At 60.0% G+C, this 21,175-nt stretch carries 18 protein-coding genes; 3 read left to right on the top strand and 15 right to left on the bottom strand.

The window, feature by feature from the left end; genetic code table 11:
* Positions 1-23: 23 nt before the first annotated feature.
* The 14 genes from nuoF to PSH80_RS15405 all read right to left on the bottom strand — a co-directional run bounded on the left by nuoF (position 24) and on the right by PSH80_RS15405 (position 16,157).
* Complete coding sequence (gene nuoF / locus PSH80_RS15470; RefSeq protein ID WP_057441397.1) at positions 24-1,379, bottom strand: NADH-quinone oxidoreductase subunit NuoF; 1,356 nt, start codon at positions 1,377-1,379, stop codon at positions 24-26.
* Positions 1,376-1,873 carry an NADH-quinone oxidoreductase subunit NuoE gene (nuoE, locus tag PSH80_RS15465; RefSeq protein ID WP_057441399.1) on the bottom strand — a complete coding sequence of 166 codons (498 nt, stop codon included), beginning with the start codon at positions 1,871-1,873 and terminating at the stop codon, positions 1,376-1,378. Before nuoE ends, nuoF begins: the two co-directional genes overlap by 4 nt.
* Before the next feature lie 2 nt (positions 1,874-1,875).
* Positions 1,876-3,660, bottom strand: a complete 1,785-nt coding sequence (gene nuoC / locus PSH80_RS15460) for an NADH-quinone oxidoreductase subunit C/D (RefSeq protein ID WP_033896875.1) — start codon at positions 3,658-3,660, stop codon at positions 1,876-1,878.
* 72 nt (positions 3,661-3,732) lie between these two features.
* On the bottom strand, positions 3,733-4,407 hold the full coding sequence (locus PSH80_RS15455) for an NADH-quinone oxidoreductase subunit B family protein (protein WP_012724951.1): 675 nt from the start codon (positions 4,405-4,407) through the stop codon (positions 3,733-3,735).
* A 10-nt stretch (positions 4,408-4,417) separates the two neighbouring features.
* Positions 4,418-4,831: an NADH-quinone oxidoreductase subunit A gene (locus tag PSH80_RS15450; protein WP_003219575.1), complete on the bottom strand. Its 414-nt coding sequence runs from the start codon at positions 4,829-4,831 to the stop codon at positions 4,418-4,420.
* Between the two features lie 671 nt (positions 4,832-5,502).
* Positions 5,503-6,828 (bottom strand): isocitrate lyase, encoded by a 1,326-nt coding sequence (aceA, locus tag PSH80_RS15445; protein ID WP_003219577.1) that lies wholly within the window; start codon positions 6,826-6,828, stop codon positions 5,503-5,505.
* Between the two features lie 509 nt (positions 6,829-7,337).
* On the bottom strand, positions 7,338-8,063 hold the full coding sequence (locus PSH80_RS15440) for a secretin N-terminal domain-containing protein (protein WP_057960015.1): 726 nt from the start codon (positions 8,061-8,063) through the stop codon (positions 7,338-7,340).
* Between the two features lie 240 nt (positions 8,064-8,303).
* Entirely contained in the window at positions 8,304-8,726 is a 423-nt protein-coding gene (locus PSH80_RS15435; protein WP_057441403.1) for a GNAT family N-acetyltransferase, read from the bottom strand.
* Positions 8,719-9,888 carry a cupin domain-containing protein gene (locus PSH80_RS15430; RefSeq protein ID WP_115128480.1) on the bottom strand — a complete coding sequence of 390 codons (1,170 nt, stop codon included), beginning with the start codon at positions 9,886-9,888 and terminating at the stop codon, positions 8,719-8,721. Before PSH80_RS15430 ends, PSH80_RS15435 begins: the two co-directional genes overlap by 8 nt.
* A gap of 84 nt (positions 9,889-9,972) precedes the next feature.
* Positions 9,973-11,343: an adenylosuccinate lyase gene (gene purB / locus PSH80_RS15425; protein WP_038441746.1), complete on the bottom strand. Its 1,371-nt coding sequence runs from the start codon at positions 11,341-11,343 to the stop codon at positions 9,973-9,975.
* Between the two features lie 125 nt (positions 11,344-11,468).
* Positions 11,469-12,092 carry a high frequency lysogenization protein HflD gene (gene hflD / locus PSH80_RS15420; RefSeq protein ID WP_005789104.1) on the bottom strand — a complete coding sequence of 208 codons (624 nt, stop codon included), beginning with the start codon at positions 12,090-12,092 and terminating at the stop codon, positions 11,469-11,471.
* Complete coding sequence (gene mnmA, locus PSH80_RS15415; RefSeq protein ID WP_169990596.1) at positions 12,089-13,213, bottom strand: tRNA 2-thiouridine(34) synthase MnmA; 1,125 nt, start codon at positions 13,211-13,213, stop codon at positions 12,089-12,091. The genes hflD and mnmA overlap by 4 nt, the downstream gene beginning before the upstream one ends.
* 59 nt (positions 13,214-13,272) lie before the next feature.
* Positions 13,273-13,719: an NUDIX hydrolase gene (locus PSH80_RS15410; protein ID WP_128593586.1), complete on the bottom strand. Its 447-nt coding sequence runs from the start codon at positions 13,717-13,719 to the stop codon at positions 13,273-13,275.
* A 212-nt stretch (positions 13,720-13,931) separates the two neighbouring features.
* Entirely contained in the window at positions 13,932-16,157 is a 2,226-nt protein-coding gene (locus PSH80_RS15405; protein ID WP_115128477.1) for an NADP-dependent isocitrate dehydrogenase, read from the bottom strand.
* A 495-nt stretch (positions 16,158-16,652) separates the two neighbouring features.
* On the opposite strand from PSH80_RS15405, the gene icd reads away from it, so the two are divergent.
* Positions 16,653-17,909 carry an NADP-dependent isocitrate dehydrogenase gene (icd, locus tag PSH80_RS15400; protein ID WP_057441442.1) on the top strand — a complete coding sequence of 419 codons (1,257 nt, stop codon included), beginning with the start codon at positions 16,653-16,655 and terminating at the stop codon, positions 17,907-17,909.
* Between the two features lie 79 nt (positions 17,910-17,988).
* Here icd and cspD read toward each other — a convergent pair whose 3' ends face one another.
* Positions 17,989-18,279, bottom strand: coding sequence for a cold shock domain-containing protein CspD (cspD, locus tag PSH80_RS15395; RefSeq protein ID WP_120734442.1), 291 nt, complete (start codon positions 18,277-18,279; stop codon positions 17,989-17,991).
* 223 nt (positions 18,280-18,502) lie between these two features.
* Between cspD and clpS the strand changes: the two genes are divergently transcribed.
* Positions 18,503-18,871, top strand: coding sequence for an ATP-dependent Clp protease adapter ClpS (clpS, locus tag PSH80_RS15390; protein WP_029293391.1), 369 nt, complete (start codon positions 18,503-18,505; stop codon positions 18,869-18,871).
* A 29-nt stretch (positions 18,872-18,900) separates the two neighbouring features.
* A complete protein-coding gene (clpA, locus tag PSH80_RS15385) occupies positions 18,901-21,171 on the top strand; it encodes an ATP-dependent Clp protease ATP-binding subunit ClpA (RefSeq protein WP_057445275.1) in 2,271 nt (756 codons plus the stop codon).
* The last annotated feature ends 4 nt before the right edge of the window (positions 21,172-21,175 follow it).

Below are 21,175 nucleotides of genomic sequence, written 5' to 3'. Positions count from 1 at the left end.
CGGACCCTTCGCCTATTGAAGCGTTACGCGCCGACTACGATCGGCTTTGCCAGAGGCGGGACGGCGGCGCTTTTGGGCGCGATGCCGGCTTCGAACTCCGAGCGGAAGTACTTGATTGCGCTGCCCAGTGGCTCCACGGCGCCCGGTGCGTGAGCACAGAAGGTCTTGCCCGGGCCGAGGAAACCCACGAGGCCCAGCAGGGTCTCGATATCCCCCGGCTGGCCTTCGCCTTTCTCGATCGCCATCAGGAGCTTGACGCTCCATGGCAAGCCATCGCGGCACGGGGTGCAGAAGCCACAGGATTCGCGAGCGAAGAACTGCTCCATGTTGCGCAGCAGCGAGACCATGTTCACGGTGTTGTCCACCGCCATCGCCAGGCCGGTACCCATCCGGGTGCCCACCTTGCCGATGCCGCCGGCATACATCTGTGCGTCGAGGTGCTCGGGCAACAGGAAACCGGTGCCGGCGCCGCCTGGCTGCCAGGCCTTGAGGGTGTAGCCGTCGCGCATGCCGCCGGCGTAGTCCTCGAACAGCTCACGGGCGGTCACGCCGAATGGCAGTTCCCACAGGCCAGGGTTCTTGACCTTGCCGGAGAAGCCCATGAGCTTGGTGCCCATGTCTTCGCTGCCTTCGCGGGCCAGGGATTTGTACCAGTCCACGCCGTCGGCGATGATCGCCGGCACGTTGCACAGGGTCTCGACGTTGTTCACGCACGTAGGCTTGCCCCACACGCCAACGGCGGCAGGGAAGGGCGGCTTGGAGCGTGGGTTGGCGCGGCGGCCTTCGAGGGAGTTGATCAGGGCGGTTTCTTCACCGCAGATATAACGCCCGGCGCCGGTATGCACGAACAGTTCGAAGTCAAAACCCGAACCGAGGATGTTCTTGCCCAACAGGCCTGCGGCCTTGGCTTCGGCCACGGCACGGTTCAGGTGCTTGGCGGCGGTGGTGTATTCGCCACGCAGGAAGATGTAGCCCCGGTAGGTTTTCAGCGCACGGGCACTGATCAGCATGCCTTCGATCAGCAGATGGGGCAGTTGCTCCATCAGCATGCGGTCTTTCCAGGTGTTGGGCTCCATCTCATCCGCGTTGCACAGCAGGTAACGGATGTTGATGGATTCGTCTTTAGGCATCAGGCCCCACTTCACACCCGTGGGGAAGCCTGCACCACCGCGACCTTTAAGGCCTGCGTCCTTCACGGTCTGGACGATATCGTCCTGGGCCATGTCGGCAAAGGCTTTGCGCGCTGCGGCGTAACCGTTCTTGGCCTGGTACTCGTCAAGCCATACCGCCTCGCCGTCGTCACGCAGGCGCCAGGTCAGCGGGTGAGTCTCGGCCGAACGCTTGATCAGGTTGGCGGGACCAAAGGAAGTCAGGGTCATGGGTAGCCCTCGAGCAATTGGGTGACGCCAGCAGCCTGGACGTCGCCGAATGTGTCGTCGTCGATCATCAACGCCGGCGCCTTGTCACAGTTGCCCAGGCAGCACACCGGCAGCAGCGTGAAGCGACCGTCTGCAGTGGTTTGGCCCAGGCCGATGCCCAGCTTGCTCTGGATCGCGTCGACCACCGACTCGTGGCCACCGATGTAGCAGACCATGCTGTCGCACACGCGAATGATGTGGCGGCCGACCGGCTGGCGGAAGATCTGGCTGTAGAACGTCGCCACGCCTTCCACATCGCTGGCCGGGATGCCGAGGATCTCGCCGATGGCGTAGAGGGCACCATCGGGCACCCAGCCACGTTCCTTCTGGACGATCTTCAAGGCTTCGATAGACGCCGCGCGCGGGTCTTCGTAGTGATGCAGCTCGTGCTCGATGGCCGAGCGCTCGGTTTCACTCAAGGTGAAACGGTCTGTCTGGATAAGCGTGCTGTTCATGCTTAGCGGTCCACGTCGGCCATAACGAAATCGATACTACCCAGGTACGCAATCAAGTCCGCGACCATCTCGCCTTTGATCACCGAAGGGATCTGCTGCAAGTGGGCAAAGCTTGGGGTACGAATCCGGGTGCGGTAGCTCATGGTGCCGCCATCGCTCGTCAGGTAATAACTGTTGATACCCTTGGTCGCTTCAATCATCTGGAAGGACTCGTTGGCCGGCATGACCGGGCCCCACGAGACTTGCAGGAAGTGCGTGATCAGGGTTTCGATGTGCTGCAGGGTGCGCTCTTTAGGCGGCGGCGTGGTCAGCGGGTGATCCGCCTTGTACGGGCCGGCCGGCATGTTGCGCATGCACTGCTCGATGATTTTCAGGCTCTGGCGCATTTCTTCGACGCGCACGATGCAACGGTCGTAGGCATCGCCGTTGGCCGCCAGCGGGACTTCGAACTCGAAGTTCTCGTAGCCGGAGTACGGGCGCGCCTTGCGCAGGTCGAAATCGCAACCGGTCGAACGCAGGCCAGCACCGGTGACACCCCACTCCAGGGCCTCCTTGGTGTTGTACTGGGCGACGCCGATGGTCCGGCCCTTGAGGATGCTGTTATCCAGCGCAGCCTTTTGGTACTCGTCCAGACGCTTGGGCATCCAGTCGATGAATTCCTTGACCAGGCGCTCCCAGCCGTTCGGCAGGTCGTGGGCCACACCGCCGATGCGGTACCAGGCCGGGTGCAGGCGGAAGCCGGTGATGGCTTCGATGACCTTGTACGCACGCTGACGGTCGGTGAAGGTGAAGAACACCGGGGTCATGGCGCCGACGTCCTGGATATAGGTACCCAGGAACAGCAGGTGGCTGGTGATCCGGAAGAACTCGGCCATCATGATGCGGATGGTGTCGACGCGGTCCGGAACCTTGATCCCGGCCAGCTTCTCGACCGAGAGCACGTACGGCAGGTTGTTCATCACGCCGCCGAGGTAGTCGATACGGTCGGTGTACGGGATGAAGCTGTGCCAGGACTGGCGTTCGGCCATTTTCTCGGCACCACGGTGGTGGTAGCCGATGTCCGGTACGCAGTCGACGATTTCTTCGCCGTCCAGTTGCAGGATGATGCGGAAGGCACCGTGGGCCGAAGGGTGGTTCGGGCCCAGGTTGAGGAACATGTAGTCCTCGTTGGTGCCGGAGCGTTTCATGCCCCAGTCTTCCGGACGGAAGCGTGCCGCTTCTTCTTCAAGCTGTTGCTTGGCCAGGTTGAGGCTGAACGGATCGAATTCGGTGGCGCGGGCAGGGAAGTCCTTGCGCAGCGGGTGACCTTCCCAGGTTGGCGGCATCATGATGCGCGTCAAGTGCGGGTGGCCCGGGAAGTCGATGCCGAACATGTCCCAGACTTCGCGTTCGTACCAGCTGGCGTTCGGCCAGATACCGGTCACGGTCGGGATGCTCAGGTCGCTTTCCGACAGGGCGACCTTGATCATCACGTCGCTGTTACGTTCCAGCGACATCAGGTGATAGAACACGGTGAAATCAGCGCCGCTCGGCAGCCCCTGGCGCTTGGTGCGCAGACGCTCGTCCACGCCATGCAGGTCATAGAGCATGACGTACGGCTTGGGCAGGTTGCGCAGGAAGGTCAGGACTTCGACGAGCTTGGCACGCGCCACCCACAGCACCGGCATACCGGTGCGTGTGGCCTGGGCAGTGAAGGCGTCAGGGCCAAAACGGTTATTGAGTTCGACGACCACATCCTGGTCGTCTGCCTTATAAGGCGGGATGTACAGAGCACTGCCTGTAGTCATGGTTTTTTATCGCTTTCGGTCAACGTAAAGAATGAAGCCAGGTTTTCGTTCTATAAAAGAAGCGGTTCTGGATCAGACTTCGTCGGGGCTGCGCAGGTTGGTGACTGCGATTCGCTGTTCGCGGCGCTGTTCCTTTTGTGACGGCATCTCGGCGCGGTACACGCCTTGATCGCCGACAACCCAGGACAGTGGGCGACGCTCCTTGCCAATCGACTCCTGCAGCAGCATCAAGCCTTGCAGGAAAGCTTCAGGGCGGGGCGGGCAGCCAGGCACGTAGACGTCCACGGGCAGGAACTTGTCGACCCCCTGAACCACGGAGTAGATGTCGTACATGCCACCGGAGTTGGCGCACGAACCCATGGAGATAACCCACTTCGGCTCGAGCATCTGCTCGTAGAGACGCTGGATGATCGGCGCCATCTTGATAAAGCAGGTACCGGCGATAACCATGAAATCCGCCTGACGCGGCGATGCCCGGATAACCTCGGCGCCAAAGCGCGCGATGTCGTGGGGCGCCGTGAAGGCGGTGGTCATTTCCACGTAGCAGCACGAAAGGCCGAAGTTGTACGGCCACAGGGAGTTCTTACGCCCCCAGTTGACCGCGCCACTCAGCACGTCTTCCAGCTTGCCCATGTAGATGTTTTTGTGGACTTGGTCTTCTAACGGATCGGAGACGGTTTCCCGCTCGCCGATGGGGTACTGATCGTTAGGAGCATCCGGGTCGATCCTGGTGAGATTGTATTGCATCGCCAAAGCCTCATTGTTTCAGCTTCGCTTGCCGCTTGCGACGAGCTTCCGGAGCCCAGTCAAGGGCGCCCACTCGGAACAGGTAGACAAGACCTGCCAACAGAATTGCTATGAAAACGAGAGCTTCGACGAATCCGGTCCAGCCGCTTTCGCGGACGGACACAGACCAGGCAAAGAGAAAGAGGGCTTCGATATCGAAGATCACGAACAGCATCGCGACCAGATAGAATTTGGCTGAGAGCCGCAAGCGGGCGCCACCTGTAGGTAGCATGCCGGACTCGAACGGTTCGTTTTTGCTGCGGCCCCAGGCTTTTGACCCGAGGAGGCTGGAAACACCGAGCATGAAGGCGCAGAGGCCGACAACACCGAGGAGGAAAATGGCAAAGCCCCAGTTGTGGGCCATGAGTCCTGTCGCTTCGGTCATGCTGGAAATCCTTAACAGAGAGCAAAGGTCTCTGAGCTCGAAAAAGTAACGACGCAGTGACGATATGTCGCAGCGCAATCAATCGCGGTGATTTTATGGCTAAACACCTAGCAAGTAAAATTCCTGTGGCTAAATTATTCGCTGAAATAAGGACATAGTGCACCTTTGTGGGGCTGTAGCCCAGACGCTGCGGGCATTAGCTTGATTTTAATCAATTGTGTTTTGTTTAGGGTGTAACGAAGTTTTATTGCTCTAAATGATAATGAATATTGTTTGCGAGAGTTTTAAGCGGGTGTTGAGTGCGTCGCGGGGAAAGTTGTTGTTACTTGCCCGTATGGCGCAAGTTGCCAGCGCGCAACTTTTAACTGATTTTTCCTAAGCCAATACCGCTCTGGATCAAGGTTTTGCTCAAAAAGTCGTTTTGACTCGGTTTCTGTGGGAGTCGGGCTTTTCGGATCGCCGCATCGCCGCGATGGCGGTGGGGCATTAGGCAAATGGGTGGCTGAAACGCCGCTACCGCAGGCAGGCCAGCTCCCACATCGGGTTTCGGGAGGGGGGCAGTAACCTTTCGCCCAGGCAAAAAAAACGCCCCGAACCAGTCGGGGCGTCAGATCGTGCGGCACTGCGGTTAGCTTTCTATCGGGCCCGCAATGGCCGTGTACTCAGGTCACTTAGTGAAACTGTTCTTCTTCGGTCGAGCCGGTCAGCGCGGTCACGGACGAGGTGCCGCCCTGGATCACGGTGGTCATGTCGTCGAAGTAGCCGGTGCCCACTTCCTGCTGGTGCGCCACGAAGGTGTAGCCTTTGGCGGCGTCAGCGAATTCCTGCTCTTGCAGCTTCACGTAGGCAGTCATGTCGTTGCGGGCGTAGTCGTGCGCCAGGTTGAACATGCTGTGCCACATGTTGTGAATGCCGGCCAGGGTGATGAACTGGTGCTTGTAGCCCATGGCGGACAGTTCGCGCTGGAACTTGGCGATGGTCGCGTCGTCCAGGTTCTTCTTCCAGTTGAAAGAAGGCGAGCAGTTGTAGGACAGCAGTTGGTCCGGGTATTCCTTCTTGATCGCCTCGGCGAAGCGACGGGCTTCGTCCAGGTCTGGCTTGGCGGTTTCGCACCAGATCAGGTCGGCGTACGGTGCGTAGGCCAGGCCGCGGGCAATTGCTTGATCCAGGCCGGCGCGTACCTTGTAGAAGCCTTCCTGGGTGCGCTCGCCAGTCACGAACGGCTGGTCGTACGGGTCGCAGTCCGAAGTCAGCAGGTCAGCAGCGTTGGCGTCGGTACGGGCCAGGATGATGGTCGGCGTGCCGGCAACGTCAGCTGCCAGACGGGCAGCGGTCAGCTTCTGTACGGCTTCCTGGGTCGGAACCAGTACCTTGCCGCCCATGTGGCCGCATTTTTTCACGGAAGCCAGTTGGTCTTCGAAGTGCACGCCGGCGGCGCCTGCTTCGATCATGCTTTTCATCAGCTCGTAGGCGTTCAGTACACCACCGAAACCGGCTTCGGCGTCAGCCACGATTGGCGCGAAGTAGTCGATGTAGCCTTCGTCGCCCGGACCTTTACCGGCTTTCCACTGGATCTGGTCGGCGCGGCGGAACGAGTTGTTGATGCGCTTGACCACGGTCGGCACGGAGTCCACCGGGTACAGCGATTGGTCAGGGTACATGGACTCGGCGGAGTTGTTGTCCGCAGCCACTTGCCAGCCGGACAGGTAGATCGCCTGGATACCGGCCTTGACTTGTTGCACAGCCTGGCCGCCGGTCAGGGCGCCCATGCAGTTGACGAAATCTTTCTCGGGGCGGAAGGACGGCTTGGCGCCCTGGGTAACCAGCTTCCACAGCTTCTCGGCGCCCAGTTTTGCAAAGGTGTGCTCAGGTTGAACCGAGCCGCGCAGGCGGACGACGTCAGCAGCGGAGTAAGCGCGAGTCACGCCTTTCCAGCGTGGGTTTTCAGCCCAGTCTTTTTCAAGGGCTGCAATTTGCTGTTCGCGTGTCAGTGCCATGGGGAAAAACCTCGTCGCGTCTTTTGTGGAAAAACTACTGGGTTGAAAATTCCGTTTTGCCAGCCACGCATTCAGTACGTGGTTATGGCTGCTCGCTGACCAGAAGCTTAGGCGGTCAAGTTGGGCTTGGCGGGGAAGGCGACGGGATGAACGATAGGCTCAAGGGAGAAAGTGAGCAGGTAGAGGCGAACCGAGAACAGTCTTCGGGCGTCGTGGGCCTTTGTACGATCCAACAGTGTGTTGCCGGGTTACCTGGTTAGCTTCCGTCCCTCGGGACAACTTCGTTCCAGTCGCAACCTCGTCAAACACGCCTTGTGGGCGGTACAGACACGAATCGGCTCAGGTGGGTAACTTGGAGCGACGATCCGAAGGCCCTTGCCAGGGCCCCTGATTAGCGGGAGCGAGGCCATCATGCCCATGCTTTTTTGGATCGTCAAATGTTTTGTAGTGCTTTTTTTATGGCACTACATCTTTGGTCTAATACGACTAATCAGTCAGTTTTTGGTGCTTCAGTTCAAGGTGTCGACTTTGACCCGCACTGTCAGGTCATCCCGGCCCTGGGTCGAGTAGGTGCGGGTCGCGCCCTGTTTGTCGGCCTGGGTCTGGCGATTGATGCCGGCCAGCGTGATCCACTCACCCAGGCGCCCGCTGACGGTTGTGTCGGTACTTTGCACGTTCACTACATCGGGACGCTCCTGGCTCATGCGGTCACGATTGGTGCTGATGCTCAGGTGCACGGTCTCGCCGGTGACGCTGGCGGTGACATAGAAGCCCTGGGTGACGTTGCGGTACTGGGTCTGGTTTTGCGGGCGGCCATAGGCGTCGGGCTGGGTGGTGGTCAGTGGCACGCTCTGGCCGACCTGGATCAGTGCGGGCACGCCTTCGCTGGCCTGGATCTGCTGGATCCCGCCGTCACGGCTTTCGGTGCTGTAGGTGATGACCTGGCGGTTGGCCTGCTGATTGTTTTCGTTGGTGTCGACGGTGATCAGCAAGCGTTTGGAGGGTGTATCCAGTTGTGCGAGCAGGGCGCGCAGGGCCTGGATCTTGTCGGGCTCGGCATTGACGATCAACTGATTGCCGTAGGCGCTGACAGTGCCGTCCTTGCCAATGAAATTCTGCGCCACGGGTAACAGGTCGGCGCTGGCGCGGTTGTTCAAGGGTACGACTTCGGTGGCTGCCATTGCCGAAAAGCTGACGGCCATGAGCAGGCTGGCGACTAGGGTGCGTAGGGACATGTCCGTTATCTCTGCAAGTCATTTGGGCTTGATGGTGCCAGTTTATCGGCCCGGCGGGGCGCAAGTTGAATCGTAGACGGCAAAAGGCCCTGGCATCGGTGGATGGCAGGGCCTTTTTGGGGGGCTGCTAATGACGCCTTCGCGAGCAAGCCCGCTCCCACTTTTGACCGCATTTCAGGGGTCGAGCTCGATCAAGTGTGGGAGCGGGCTTGCTCGCGAAGGGAGCGACTGGGTCTAAAGTCAGCCCTCGCGCTCCATATCAACATGGGGAATCCCGACTTCCAGGAATTCCCCGCTGACGATCTTGAACCCCAACCGCTCATAGAACGGCGCGGCATACACCTGTGCACTGAGGAACTGCCGGCTCTGGCCGCGTTTCTCGGCCTCGCCAATCACCGCTTCCATCAGTTTGTCGCCGACCTTCAGCCCGCGCCAGTCCTTGAGGACTGACACGCGACCGATCTCGCCGCTGGGCAGCAGGCGCGCCGTGCCAATGGGGAAGTCGCCTTCGAACGCGAGGAAATGCATGGCCCCGGCGTCGTCTGCGTCCCATTCCAGCTCAGGTGGAACCGATTGTTCAGCGATAAATACCGCTTCACGAATGCGCCGAATCTCGGCGATATCCTTTTGCCAGTCCGCGACACTTACGTGAATTTTATTCATCGGCAAACCCCAGGCTTCCTTGCTTGACCAGTTCGCACAGCAGGTCGCGGCCATCTTCATCAACCAGCCACGGGCCCAGGTTGTCGACGTGCAGGGCGTCGGCCGCGCAGATCAACTTCAGCAGTTCGCGCAGTTTGCCCGGCAGGTAACGGCTCTGGCCGCTGGCGAACAGCAATACATCGTCGTCCACTTCCGACCAGGCCAGGCGCGCGCTCGGGTTGCGGATCAGGACTGCACCGTCTTCCAGGCTGCTGATCACTTCATCCTGCGCCAGCTCTTCGGGGCCGGCGACCAGTTCCGGGTAGCGCGGCTCGGTCATGAATTGGCCGAACCAGGTCAGCAGCATGCGCTCGTCGCTCATGTGCTCGGCCAGCAGGCTTTTCAGGCGGTCGAGGGCGTCGCTCTGGATCTGGTGCGGGTCACTGACGGGCTGGACATCGGCGTCGGTGTAGCGCTCTTCATCCGTCAGGTACTGGCTGAGGAAGTCGGTGAAGTGGGTCAGCACTTCGGCGGCGCTCGGTGCGCGGAAGCCGACCGAGTAGGTCATGCAGTCATCTTCGGCGATGCCGAAGTGCGCCAGGCGCGGCGGCAGGTAGAGCATGTCGCCAGGCTCCAGCACCCATTCGGCGCTCTCTTCGAATTCGGCGAGGATGCGCAGGTCGGCGTGTTGCAGCAGCGGGCTCTCCGAGTTGCACATCTGGCCGATCTTCCAGTTGCGCTTGCCTTGGGCCTGCAGCAGGAACACATCGTAGTTATCGAAGTGCGGGCCTACGCTGCCACCAGGGGCGGCAAAGCTGATCATCACGTCGTCGATGCGCCAGCTTGGCAGGAAGCGGAACTGCTCCAGCAGCTCGGCCACTTCCGGTACGAACTGGTCGACCGCCTGCACCAGCAGGGTCCACTCGCGCTCGGGCAGGGTGCTGAAGGCATCTTCGGCAAATGGGCCGCGACGCAGCTCCCACGGGCGCTCGCCGTGCTCGATCACCAGGCGCGACTCGACTTCTTCTTCCAGCGCCAGGCCGGCCAGTTCGTCGGCGTCGATCGGGCTTTCGAAATCAGGGATGGCCTGGCGGATCAGCAGTGGTTTTTTCTGCCAGTAGTCGCGCAGGAATTCCCGTGCCGTGATGCCGCCCAGAAGTTGAAGAGGAATATCAGGATTCATGTGTAACCTATTGAAAAAAAGCACTTTTCAGACGGGAATAAAAACGCCCGGCGCTGCCGGGCGTCTTAAGGGGTCAAGCCGCAATCAGATGCGTTTGGCTTGGTCTACAGCGTTGCCGATGTAGTTGGCCGGGGTCAGCAGTTTCAGCTCGGCCTTGGCCGCAGCTGGCATGTCCAGGCCGTCGATGAAAGTTTGCAGTGCTTCAGGGCTGATGCCCTTGCCGCGTGTCAACTCTTTCAGCTTCTCGTACGGGTTTTCGATGTTGTAGCGGCGCATCACGGTCTGGATCGGCTCGGCCAGGACTTCCCAGCAGGCGTCCAGGTCAGCGGCGATTTTCTGCGCGTTGAGCTCCAGCTTGCTGATGCCTTTGAGGCTGGCTTCGTACGCGATCACGCTATGGGCAAAGCCCACGCCGAGGTTGCGCAATACGGTGGAGTCGGTCAGGTCGCGCTGCCAGCGGGAGATCGGCAACTTGCTGGCGAGGTGCTGGAACAAGGCGTTGGCGATGCCCAGGTTGCCTTCGGAGTTTTCGAAGTCGATCGGGTTGACCTTGTGCGGCATGGTCGACGAGCCGATTTCGCCTGCGATGGTGCGCTGCTTGAAGTAGCCCAGGGAGATGTAGCCCCAGATATCGCGATCGAAGTCGATCAGGATGGTGTTGAAGCGCGCAATGGCGTCGAACAGCTCGGCGATGTAGTCGTGGGGTTCGATCTGCGTGGTGTACGGGTTGAAGCCCAGGCCCAGCTCGTCTTCGATGAAGGCGCGGGCGTTGGCTTCCCAGTCGATCTCAGGGTAGGCCGACAGGTGGGCGTTGTAGTTGCCTACGGCGCCGTTGATCTTGCCCAGCAATGGCACGGCAGCCACTTGCGCGATCTGGCGCTCCAGGCGGTACACCACGTTGGCCAGTTCTTTACCCAGGGTGGTCGGCGAGGCTGGCTGGCCGTGGGTGCGCGACAGCATCGGCACGTCGGCGAAGCGGATGGCCAGTTCGCGGATGGCGTTGGCGGTCTGGCGCATCAGTGGCAGCATCACGTCATCACGGCCTTCGCGCAGCATCAGGGCGTGGGACAGGTTGTTGATGTCCTCGCTGGTGCAGGCAAAGTGGATGAACTCGCTGACCTGGGCCAGTTCCGGCAGCTTGGCCGCTTGTTCTTTGAGCAGGTACTCGATGGCTTTGACGTCGTGGTTGGTGGTGCGCTCGATCTCTTTCACACGCTCGGCGTGCTCCAGGGAGAAGTTTTCCGCCAGGGTGTTGAGTACCGCGTTGGCTTGCGCAGAAAACGCCGGCACTTCGCTGATGGCGGGGTGAGCGGCCAGGCGCTGGAGCCAGCGCACTTCAACCAGTACACGAGCACGGATCAGGCCGTATTCGCTGAAAATAGGGCGCAGGGCCTGGGTTTTGCCGGCGTAGCGGCCGTCAACAGGGGAAACCGCAGTGAGCGAAGAGAGCTGCATGGGGTGTTCTCGGACAGTCGGGCAACGAAATGGGGCGCGTATCATACATGAAAAAATCCGCCGGTCCGTTGCCAACTGACCGGCGTATTACGCGTAACGGCTTGAAAATAGCCCGTGGCTGCGACTTATTCGTTGCGCATCAACGGGTAAAGCTCTTTGAGCAATTTGCGACGGCTGATGACCAACTGCCAACGATGACCGCCCAACTGTCGCCACAACCGCGCCGAACGGATACCGGCCAGCAGCAGGGCGCGGATTTTCGAGGCGTTGTTGGGCTGTTGCAGGTTGCGCATGTCGCCGTGGACCTGGATCCGCTGGCGCAAGGTGCTCAAGGTGTCCTGGTACAAAGCGCCACAGGCGGCGATCACGTTCTCGTGGGCCGGGCCGAAGTGCTCGACCTGGGACTGGATCTGCGGCAGGCGCTTGCCGATGGTTTCCAGCAGGTCGTCGCGCTTGGCCAGTTGCCGCTCAAGGCCGAGCATCGACAAGGCATAGCGCAGCGGCTCGCGTTGCAGGGTGCTGGGGTCGCGCTCGAGGGCGCCGATCAGCGCGCGATAACCTTCACGCAGGCTCAGGTCGTCGCCGCCGTACACATCCAGGGTGTCCTTCGGGTCGACCACCAGTAGGCTGCCGAGCATGCAGGTCAGGCCGGCCTCGGTGACCTGGCCGGTCTTGGCGATCTTGTCCACCAGCACTGCGGCGAGAAACACGCCGCCCAATGCCGTCAATTGCTCCTGGGTCGGGCTCATGCCGGGGTGCTCCAGGGTTCGGCGACTTCAATCACGCCGCCCCCCAGGCAGATCTCACCGTCGTAGAACACTACGGACTGGCCGGGCGTGACCGCACGTTGCGGGTCATCGAAGGTGGCACGGTAGCCATTGGTGGTTTTTTCCAGGGTGCAGGGCTGGTCGCTCTGGCGATAGCGCACCTTGGCGGTCAGGCGGCGCGGAGCGCTCAGGTCGATCGGGTTGACCCAATAGATCTCCGAGGCCAGCAGCGCGCCGGAGAACAGCAGGGGATGCTCGTTGCCCTGGCCGACGATCAGCACGTTATGTTGCAGATCCTTCACCAGCACGTACCACGGCTCTTCACCGGCGTCCTTCAAGCCGCCAATACCCAGGCCCTGGCGCTGGCCGATGGTGTGGTACATCAGGCCGTGGTGACGGCCGATGACTTCGCCTTCGGTGGTCTTGATCTCGCCCGGTTGCGCCGGCAGGTACTGCTTGAGGAAGTCACTGAAGCGGCGTTCGCCGATAAAGCAGATCCCGGTGGAATCCTTCTTCTTGGCGGTGGCCAGGCCGTGTTTCTCGGCAATCTTGCGTACTTCGGGCTTTTCCAGTTCGCCCACCGGGAACAGGGTCTTGGCGATCTGTTCACCGCCGACGGCGTGCAGGAAGTAGCTCTGGTCCTTGTTCGGGTCCAGGCCCTTGAGCAATTCGGTGCGGCCATCAACATCGCGACGGCGCACATAGTGGCCAGTGGCGATCAGGTCGGCGCCGAGGATCATGGCGTAGTCGAGGAACGCCTTGAACTTGATTTCGCGGTTGCACAAGATGTCCGGGTTCGGCGTGCGACCGGCCTTGTATTCGGCCAGGAAGTGCTCGAACACATTGTCCCAGTACTCGGCGGCGAAGTTGGCGGTGTGCAGCTTGATGCCAATCTTGTCGCACACGGCCTGGGCGTCCGCCAGGTCGTCCATGGCGGTGCAGTATTCCGTTCCATCGTCTTCTTCCCAGTTCTTCATGAACAGGCCTTCCACCTCATAACCCTGCTCCATGAGCAGAACGGCGGAAACGGAAGAATCCACGCCGCCGGACATACCGACGATGACGCGCTTCTTTTGTGTGTCAGAAGGGGCTGGATCACGCATAGGATTTCAACGGGTGTCTTTAAAAAGGACGCGATTCTAGCAGGCCCGAGCCCGCAAGGCTAAAGAGAAGGACGGATCAATTCGAGACTGTGGCAGTGGCCGGCCAGATAATCGTCAATACAACGCATGATCAGCTCGCTGCGCCAGTCATCGCGCAAGGCCATCAACTCGTCACGGGTCAGCCAGCGGGCGCGCACGATGCCTTCGTCCAGTTGATAGTCCGGGTGGTGTTGCAAGGCCTTGGCGACAAAGCACACGCGCTGGTAGGTCACGCCATTGCTGGGAGCGGTGTACAGATAGATGCCGACGATGCCGGTGGCTGCGACGTCCCAGCCGGTTTCCTCGAGGGTTTCGCGCACGGCGGCTTCGGTCAGGGTTTCGTGCGGGTCGAGATGGCCGGCAGGCTGGTTGAGCACGGTGCGGCCGCCCTTGAGCTCTTCGACCATGAGGAAGCGGCCATTGTCTTCGACGATGGTGGCGACGGTGATGTGGGGTTGCCAGGTCATAGCGGCCTCGAATTCGGTGGGGTTGGGCCTAATCAGTGTGGGAGCTGGCTTGCCTGCGATGGCGGTGGCTCGGCTACATCTGTACCGACTGGCAGACTGCTATCGCAGGCAAGCCAGCTCCCACATTTGCTCGGGTTTTTTCATTAAAGCGGTGTTGGACACAAAGACAAACCCCGGCACATGGCCGGGGTTTGTGATGTCGCCCTACAGCATTACTTCAATGCAGCAATCGCCGCATTGAGGGTAGCGCTCGGACGCATAGCCTTGCTGGTCAGCTCAGGATTCGGCGCGTAGTAGCCGCCGATGTCCACTGGCTTGCCCTGCACGGCGTTGAGTTCGGCAACGATGGTTGCCTCGTTCTCGGCCAGGGTTTTTGCCAGTTGAGCGAACTGCGCCTGCAGCGCGGTATCTTCAGTCTGGGCGGCCAGGGCTTGTGCCCAGTACAGCGCCAGGTAGAAGTGGCTGCCGCGGTTGTCGATGTTGCCGACTTTGCGCGATGGCGACTTGTTGTTGTCGAGGAACTGGCCGGTGGCCTGGTCCAGGGTCTTGGACAGTACCAGGGCTTTCGGGTTGTTGTAGTTCACACCCAAATGCTCAAGGGAGGCTGCCAGGGCCAGGAACTCGCCCAGGGAGTCCCAACGCAGGAAGTTTTCTTCCAGCAGTTGCTGCACGTGTTTTGGAGCCGAACCGCCAGCGCCGGTTTCGAACAGGCCGCCACCGTTCATCAGCGGCACGATCGACAGCATCTTGGCGCTGGTGCCCAGTTCCATGATCGGGAACAGGTCAGTCAGGTAGTCGCGCAGTACGTTGCCGGTCACCGAGATGGTGTCCAGGCCCTTGCGGGTGCGTTCCAGGGTGAACTTCATCGCGTCGACCGGCGACATGATGCGGATGTCCAGGCCTTCGGTGTTGTGGTCTTTCAGGTAGGCCTGAACTTTCTCGACCACGACGCCGTCGTGGGCGCGCAGCGGGTCCAGCCAGAAAATTGCTGGCGTGTTGCTGGCGCGGGCGCGGTTGACGGCCAGTTTGACCCAGTCCTGGATCGGCGCGTCTTTGGTCTGGCACATGCGGAAGATATCGCCGGCTTCAACCGACTGTTCCATCAGCAGCTTGCCCTTGCTGTCGGTGACGCGGACTACGCCGTCAGCCTTGATCTGGAAAGTCTTGTCGTGGGAACCGTACTCTTCGGCTTTCTTCGCCATCAGGCCAACGTTTGGCACGCTGCCCATGGTGGTTGGGTCGAAGGCGCCATTAGCCTTGCAGTCTTCGATGACCGCCTGGTAGATGGTGGCGTAGCAGCGATCCGGGATCACGGCCTTGGTGTCGTGCAGCTGGCCGTCGGTGCCCCACATTTTGCCGGAGTCACGGATCATGGCTGGCATCGAGGCGTCGACGATCACGTCGCTCGGCACGTGCAGGTTGGTGATGCCTTTGTCGGAGTTGACCATCGCCAGGGAAGGGCGAGCGGCGTAGACCGCCTGGATGTCGGCTTCGATCTGCGCTTGCTGGTCGGCCGGCAGGGCCTTGATGCGAGCGTACAGGTCGCCGATGCCGTTGTTCAGGTTGAAGCCGATCTGTTCCAGCACGGTAGCGTGCTTGGCCAGGGCGTCTTTATAGAACTCGGCAACGATCTGGCCGAACATGATCGGGTCGGAGACCTTCATCATGGTGGCTTTCAGGTGAACCGACAGCAGTACGCCTTGTTTCTTGGCGTCTTCGATTTCGGCGGCGATGAAGCTGCGCAGGGCGTTCTTGCTCAGCACGGCGCTGTCGAGGATCTCGCCGGCCAGTGCGGTGGTCTTTTCTTTCAGGACGGTGGTGCTGCCATCCTTGCCGATCAGTTCGATCTTGACCGCATCGGCGGCTTCGATCTGTACGGCTTTTTCGCTGCCGTAGAAGTCGCCGTTGCTCATGTGAGCGACGTGGGACTTGGAGTCAGCAGCCCAGGCACCCATTTTGTGCGGGTGCTTGCGCGCATAGTTCTTGACCGATAGTGGGGCGCGGCGGTCGGAGTTGCCTTCGCGCAGGACCGGGTTTACGGCGCTGCCCTTGACCTTGTCGTAACGTGCACGGGTTTCTTTTTCCGCGTCGGTGGTTACGGTTTCCGGGTAGTCCGGCAGGGCGTAGCCCTGGGCCTGCAGTTCCTTGATCGCGGCTTGCAGCTGCGGGGTCGAGGCGCTGATGTTAGGCAGCTTGATGATATTGGCTTCGGGGGTCACGGCCAGGGCGCCCAGTTCGGCGAGGTGGTCCGCAACGGCCTTGGTGCCCAGTTGCTCGGGGAAGCTTGCGAGGATGCGCCCTGCGAGGGAGATATCGCGGGTTTCCACTTCAATATCAGCGGAAGCGGTGAAGGCCTCTACGATAGGCAGCAGTGAATAGGTGGCGAGGGCTGGGGCTTCGTCGGTGAAGGTATAGATGATCTTCGAGCGGGTGGGCATATTCGGATTAACTCTCTTCTTTGCTAAAAGCGTGCGCGGAAACTCGAGATGCGCCGGGTAAAGCGCGTTCGTTCAAAGTCATCCATGAGCCGAATGTCGATGTTTCTTCGCGGTGATGTTGGGTTGCATCAGTCGAGCGTCAAGCGGGTGGGCTACGGTGGCAGCCCGGCTTTTTCAGGCGCAGGTGCTCGATATAGAGCGGTCGGCCGTCGTGACTCTTTGGTCAGCGGCGGCATTATACATAGGTCGCTATGCTTACGCCGAGCCTTCATACAAAAGGTGGATCGTCCATTGGTCTAAAGGTCGCATGGACCGGATTGCGCCTAAAGTCGCACGCAGTGCTCAAGTTTGGCGTTTTTCCCTTTTGTTTCAAGGTTGTAGGCGACTAAATCTATCGTTTTCGCAGCAAATGTACCGGGCGCAAGGTTCCAGTCCACATTCAACTGGAGTAGGCTCGGGCACAGCCAGATGTTCAATCCACAAACGGAGTTCAGCATGGGATACAAGAAGATTCAGGTTCCGGCAGTCGGCGACAAAATCACCGTCAACGCAGACCATTCTCTCAATGTTCCTGACAACCCGATCATTCCCTTCATCGAAGGTGACGGTATTGGCGTCGACATCAGCCCGGTGATGATCAAGGTGGTCGATGCAGCTGTTAACAAGGCTTACGGCGGCAAGCGCAAAATCTCCTGGATGGAGGTGTATGCCGGCGAGAAGGCGACTCAAGTTTACGACCAGGACACCTGGCTGCCCCAGGAAACCCTGGACGCGGTCAAGGACTACGTGGTTTCCATCAAGGGCCCGCTGACCACGCCGGTCGGTGGCGGTATCCGCTCGCTGAACGTTGCCCTGCGCCAGCAGCTGGACCTGTACGTCTGCCTGCGTCCGGTGCGTTGGTTCGAAGGTGTGCCAAGCCCGGTCAAGAAGCCCGGCGATGTGGACATGACCATCTTCCGTGAGAACTCCGAAGATATTTACGCCGGTATCGAGTGGAAGGCCGGTTCGCCCGAAGCAACCAAGGTCATCAAGTTCCTCAAAGAGGAAATGGGTGTCACCAAGATCCGTTTCGACCAGGATTGCGGGATTGGCATCAAGCCGGTTTCCAAAGAGGGCACCAAGCGCCTGGCGCGCAAGGCCCTGCAATATGTAGTGGATAACGACCGTGAGTCGCTGACCATCGTGCACAAAGGCAACATCATGAAGTTCACCGAAGGTGCCTTCAAGGAGTGGGCCTACGAAGTGGCGGCCGAAGAGTTCGGCGCGACCCTGCTCGATGGCGGGCCGTGGATGCAGTTCAAGAACCCGCGCACCGGCCGCAATGTGGTGGTCAAGGATGCGATTGCCGACGCCATGCTCCAGCAGATCCTGCTGCGCCCGGCCGAATATGACGTGATCGCCACCCTGAACCTCAATGGTGATTACCTCTCCGATGCCCTGGCGGCAGAAGTGGGCGGTATCGGTATTGCACCGGGCGCCAACCTGTCCGACACCGTGGCGATGTTTGAAGCCACCCACGGTACTGCGCCTAAGTACGCGGGCAAGGACCAGGTCAACCCGGGTTCGCTGATTCTGTCGGCGGAAATGATGCTGCGCCATATGGGCTGGACCGAGGCGGCCGACTTGATCATCAAGGGCACCAACGGGGCGATTTCGGCCAAGACCGTGACCTATGACTTCGAGCGCCTGATGGACGGCGCCAAGCTGGTGTCGTCGTCGGGCTTCGGCGATGCGTTGATTTCGCATATGTAAGTCGAAGGCTATGAAAAACGGCCATCCTGATTGCTCGGGATGGCCGTTTTTTTATGCGTGGTATCTGCTCGGTGGCGGATCAGGCCGTTTGTTTCTTTTTCGAATGAGCGGATTTATCTGCCTTGTCGTGCCTGTCTTCGTTGGTTTTTCCAGGCTCGGCTGCGCAGATGGCGACAGCATGCAGGCCCTTGGGTCCCTGGACGATTTCAAAGGACACTAATTGACCTGCTTTAAGGGTCTTGTATCCGTCCATCGTGATCGCCGAGTAATGCGCAAAAAGATCATCCTCTTTGCCGTCTTCGTTAATGAAGCCGTAGCCCTTGGCATTGTTGAACCATTTGACCTTGCCACTGATCTTGACGCCAGACATACCCATATCCCTCTGCACCAGACTCCATCACTGGAGTATCATCCAGTTTATCCGTCCTAACCCGAATAAATAAGGTTGACTGCGCGGACCTTTTTTACCCACTGTGGGTTCTATTGGTTGTAACACCGTTTTGCCGATAGTCAAGGTGACCAGTCGGTCGGAGTTGAATTTCTGACAGGTCGCCCCCATCACTGTAAATGCACAACAGACGAACCTTTCTTTCATGCATGCATTCAGCCAGATTCGACTAACATTCAATCAGGATCGCCCGGATCATCTAGAAGACGATGACGGTTCTGCAGGCATCGCTGTTCAAGAGGCCAAGCCTGCTTTACAGGCGCCGCCGATGTACAAGGTGGTTTTGTTCAATGATGACTACACGCCGATGGATTTCGTCGTCGAAGTACTCGAGGTGTTTTTTAATCTGAACCGCGAGTTGGCGACCAAGGTAATGCTGGCCGTTCACACAGAAGGACGGGCAGTATGTGGAGTGTTTACCCGCGACATCGCCGAGACCAAGGCCATGCAGGTCAACCAGTACGCCAGGGAAAGCCAGCATCCGCTACTCTGTGAAATCGAGAAGGACGGTTAACTCCGACCACTTGGGTATGAGGTGAAGCTATGTTAAACCGCGAGCTCGAAGTCACCCTCAATCTTGCCTTCAAGGAGGCCCGTTCGAAGCGTCATGAATTCATGACCGTCGAACACCTGCTGCTGGCACTTTTGGATAACGAAGCTGCCGCCACCGTTCTGCGTGCGTGCGGCGCCAACCTCGACAAACTCAAGCATGACCTGCAGGAGTTCATCGACTCCACCACGCCACTGATCCCCGTGCATGACGAGGACCGTGAGACCCAGCCAACCCTGGGCTTCCAGCGGGTGTTGCAGCGTGCTGTCTTCCATGTGCAGAGCTCCGGCAAACGCGAAGTGACGGGCGCCAATGTCTTGGTTGCCATCTTCAGCGAACAGGAAAGCCAGGCCGTGTTCCTGCTCAAGCAGCAGAGCGTGGCGCGCATTGATGTCGTCAACTACATCGCCCACGGCATCTCGAAAGTGCCAGGGCATGGCGATCATTCCGAGGGTGAGCAGGATATGCAGGACGACGAGGGCGGTGAGTCTTCTTCTTCAAGCAACCCGCTGGATGCCTACGCCAGCAATCTCAACGAACTGGCGCGCCAGGGGCGGATTGATCCGCTGGTGGGGCGTGAGATGGAAGTTGAGCGTGTTGCGCAGATCCTCGCGCGTCGTCGCAAGAACAACCCTTTGCTGGTGGGCGAGGCGGGCGTGGGCAAGACCGCGATTGCCGAAGGCCTGGCCAAGCGCATTGTTGATAATCAGGTGCCTGACCTGCTGGCCAACAGCGTTGTCTACTCCCTGGACCTGGGCGCGCTGCTCGCCGGGACCAAGTACCGTGGCGACTTTGAAAAGCGTTTCAAGGCGTTGCTTGGCGAGCTGAAAAAGCGTCCGCAGGCGATCCTGTTCATTGATGAAATCCACACCATTATTGGCGCCGGTGCGGCTTCCGGTGGGGTGATGGATGCGTCCAACCTGCTCAAGCCGCTGCTGTCTTCGGGTGATATCCGTTGCATCGGCTCGACCACGTTCCAGGAGTTTCGCGGGATCTTCGAAAAAGACCGTGCACTGGCGCGTCGCTTCCAGAAAGTCGACGTGTCCGAGCCTTCGGTCGAAGACACTATTGGCATCCTGCGGGGCCTGAAAGGGCGTTTCGAAGCGCACCACGGCATCGAGTACAGTGATGAGGCGCTGCGTGCGGCCGCCGAGCTGGCCTCGCGCTACATCAATGACCGGCATATGCCCGACAAGGCCATCGACGTGATCGACGAAGCCGGGGCCTACCAGCGCCTGCAGCCGGTAGAGAAGCGCGTGAAGCGCATCGAAGTGCCGCAGGTCGAGGATATCGTGGCGAAAATCGCGCGAATTCCGCCAAAACACGTCACCAGCTCCGACAAAGAGCTGCTGCGTAACCTGGAGCGCGACCTCAAGTTGACAGTGTTTGGCCAGGATGCGGCGATTGACTCGCTGTCGACGGCGATCAAGCTGTCCCGGGCTGGCCTCAAGTCGCCGGACAAACCGGTGGGTTCGTTCCTGTTTGCCGGGCCTACCGGCGTCGGCAAGACCGAAGCGGCGCGGCAGTTGGCCAAGGCCATGGGCATTGAGCTGGTGCGGTTCGACATGTCCGAATACATGGAGCGGCACACCGTGTCGCGCCTGATCGGTGCACCTCCGGGCTATGTCGGCTTCGATCAGGGCGGTCTGTTGACCGAGGCGATTACCAAGCAGCCGCACTGCGTACTGCTGCTCGATGAAATCGAAAAGGCCCACCCGGAAGTCTTCAACCTGCTGCTGCAGGTCATGGACCACGGGACCCTGACCGACAACAACGGGCGCAAGGCGGACTTCCGCAACGTGATCGTGATCATGACCACCAACGCCGGTGCCGAGACGGCCGCGCGGGCTTCCATTGGCTTTACTCATCAGGATCACTCTTCCGACGCCATGGAAGTGATCAAGAAGAGCTTCACGCCGGAATTCCGCAACCGCCTGGACACCATTATCCAGTTTGGTCGCCTCAGCCATGAGGTGATCAAGAGCGTGGTGGACAAGTTCCTTACCGAGCTTCAGGCGCAGCTGGAAGACAAGCGCGTGCAGTTGGAGGTGACGGAGGCGGCACGCAGTTGGATCGCCGAGGGCGGCTACGACGCGGCAATGGGCGCCCGCCCAATGGCGCGTCTGATCCAGGACAAGATCAAGCGGCCATTGGCCGAAGAGATCCTGTTCGGCGAGCTCTCCGACCATGGTGGCGTGGTGCATATCGACTTGAAGGATGGCGAGCTGACCTTCGACTTCGAGACCACTGCTGAAATGGCCTGATCGC

The organism is Pseudomonas sp. FP818 (assembly GCF_030687335.1).
Taxonomy (GTDB): Bacteria; Pseudomonadota; Gammaproteobacteria; order Pseudomonadales; family Pseudomonadaceae; genus Aquipseudomonas; species Aquipseudomonas shahriarae.
Note: the sequence above shows the minus strand (reverse complement) of the source record. Positions and strands in the feature narration are given on the sequence as shown.

What these genes read in the sequence shown, in the direction of transcription:
- nuoF (WP_057441397.1), bottom strand. Translation starts at nt 1,379, where the DNA reads ATGACCCTGACTTCCTTTGGTCCCGCCAACCTGATCAAGCGTTCGGCC.
- nuoE (WP_057441399.1), bottom strand. Translation starts at nt 1,873, where the DNA reads ATGAACAGCACGCTTATCCAGACAGACCGTTTCACCTTGAGTGAAACC.
- nuoC (WP_033896875.1), bottom strand. Translation starts at nt 3,660, where the DNA reads ATGACTACAGGCAGTGCTCTGTACATCCCGCCTTATAAGGCAGACGAC.
- PSH80_RS15455 (WP_012724951.1), bottom strand. Translation starts at nt 4,407, where the DNA reads ATGCAATACAATCTCACCAGGATCGACCCGGATGCTCCTAACGATCAG.
- PSH80_RS15450 (WP_003219575.1), bottom strand. Translation starts at nt 4,831, where the DNA reads ATGACCGAAGCGACAGGACTCATGGCCCACAACTGGGGCTTTGCCATT.
- aceA (WP_003219577.1), bottom strand. Translation starts at nt 6,828, where the DNA reads ATGGCACTGACACGCGAACAGCAAATTGCAGCCCTTGAAAAAGACTGG.
- PSH80_RS15440 (WP_057960015.1), bottom strand. Translation starts at nt 8,063, where the DNA reads ATGTCCCTACGCACCCTAGTCGCCAGCCTGCTCATGGCCGTCAGCTTT.
- PSH80_RS15435 (WP_057441403.1), bottom strand. Translation starts at nt 8,726, where the DNA reads ATGAATAAAATTCACGTAAGTGTCGCGGACTGGCAAAAGGATATCGCC.
- PSH80_RS15430 (WP_115128480.1), bottom strand. Translation starts at nt 9,888, where the DNA reads ATGAATCCTGATATTCCTCTTCAACTTCTGGGCGGCATCACGGCACGG.
- purB (WP_038441746.1), bottom strand. Translation starts at nt 11,343, where the DNA reads ATGCAGCTCTCTTCGCTCACTGCGGTTTCCCCTGTTGACGGCCGCTAC.
- hflD (WP_005789104.1), bottom strand. Translation starts at nt 12,092, where the DNA reads ATGAGCCCGACCCAGGAGCAATTGACGGCATTGGGCGGCGTGTTTCTC.
- mnmA (WP_169990596.1), bottom strand. Translation starts at nt 13,213, where the DNA reads ATGCGTGATCCAGCCCCTTCTGACACACAAAAGAAGCGCGTCATCGTC.
- PSH80_RS15410 (WP_128593586.1), bottom strand. Translation starts at nt 13,719, where the DNA reads ATGACCTGGCAACCCCACATCACCGTCGCCACCATCGTCGAAGACAAT.
- PSH80_RS15405 (WP_115128477.1), bottom strand. Translation starts at nt 16,157, where the DNA reads ATGCCCACCCGCTCGAAGATCATCTATACCTTCACCGACGAAGCCCCA.
- icd (WP_057441442.1), top strand. Translation starts at nt 16,653, where the DNA reads ATGGGATACAAGAAGATTCAGGTTCCGGCAGTCGGCGACAAAATCACC.
- cspD (WP_120734442.1), bottom strand. Translation starts at nt 18,279, where the DNA reads ATGTCTGGCGTCAAGATCAGTGGCAAGGTCAAATGGTTCAACAATGCC.
- clpS (WP_029293391.1), top strand. Translation starts at nt 18,503, where the DNA reads ATGCATGCATTCAGCCAGATTCGACTAACATTCAATCAGGATCGCCCG.
- clpA (WP_057445275.1), top strand. Translation starts at nt 18,901, where the DNA reads ATGTTAAACCGCGAGCTCGAAGTCACCCTCAATCTTGCCTTCAAGGAG.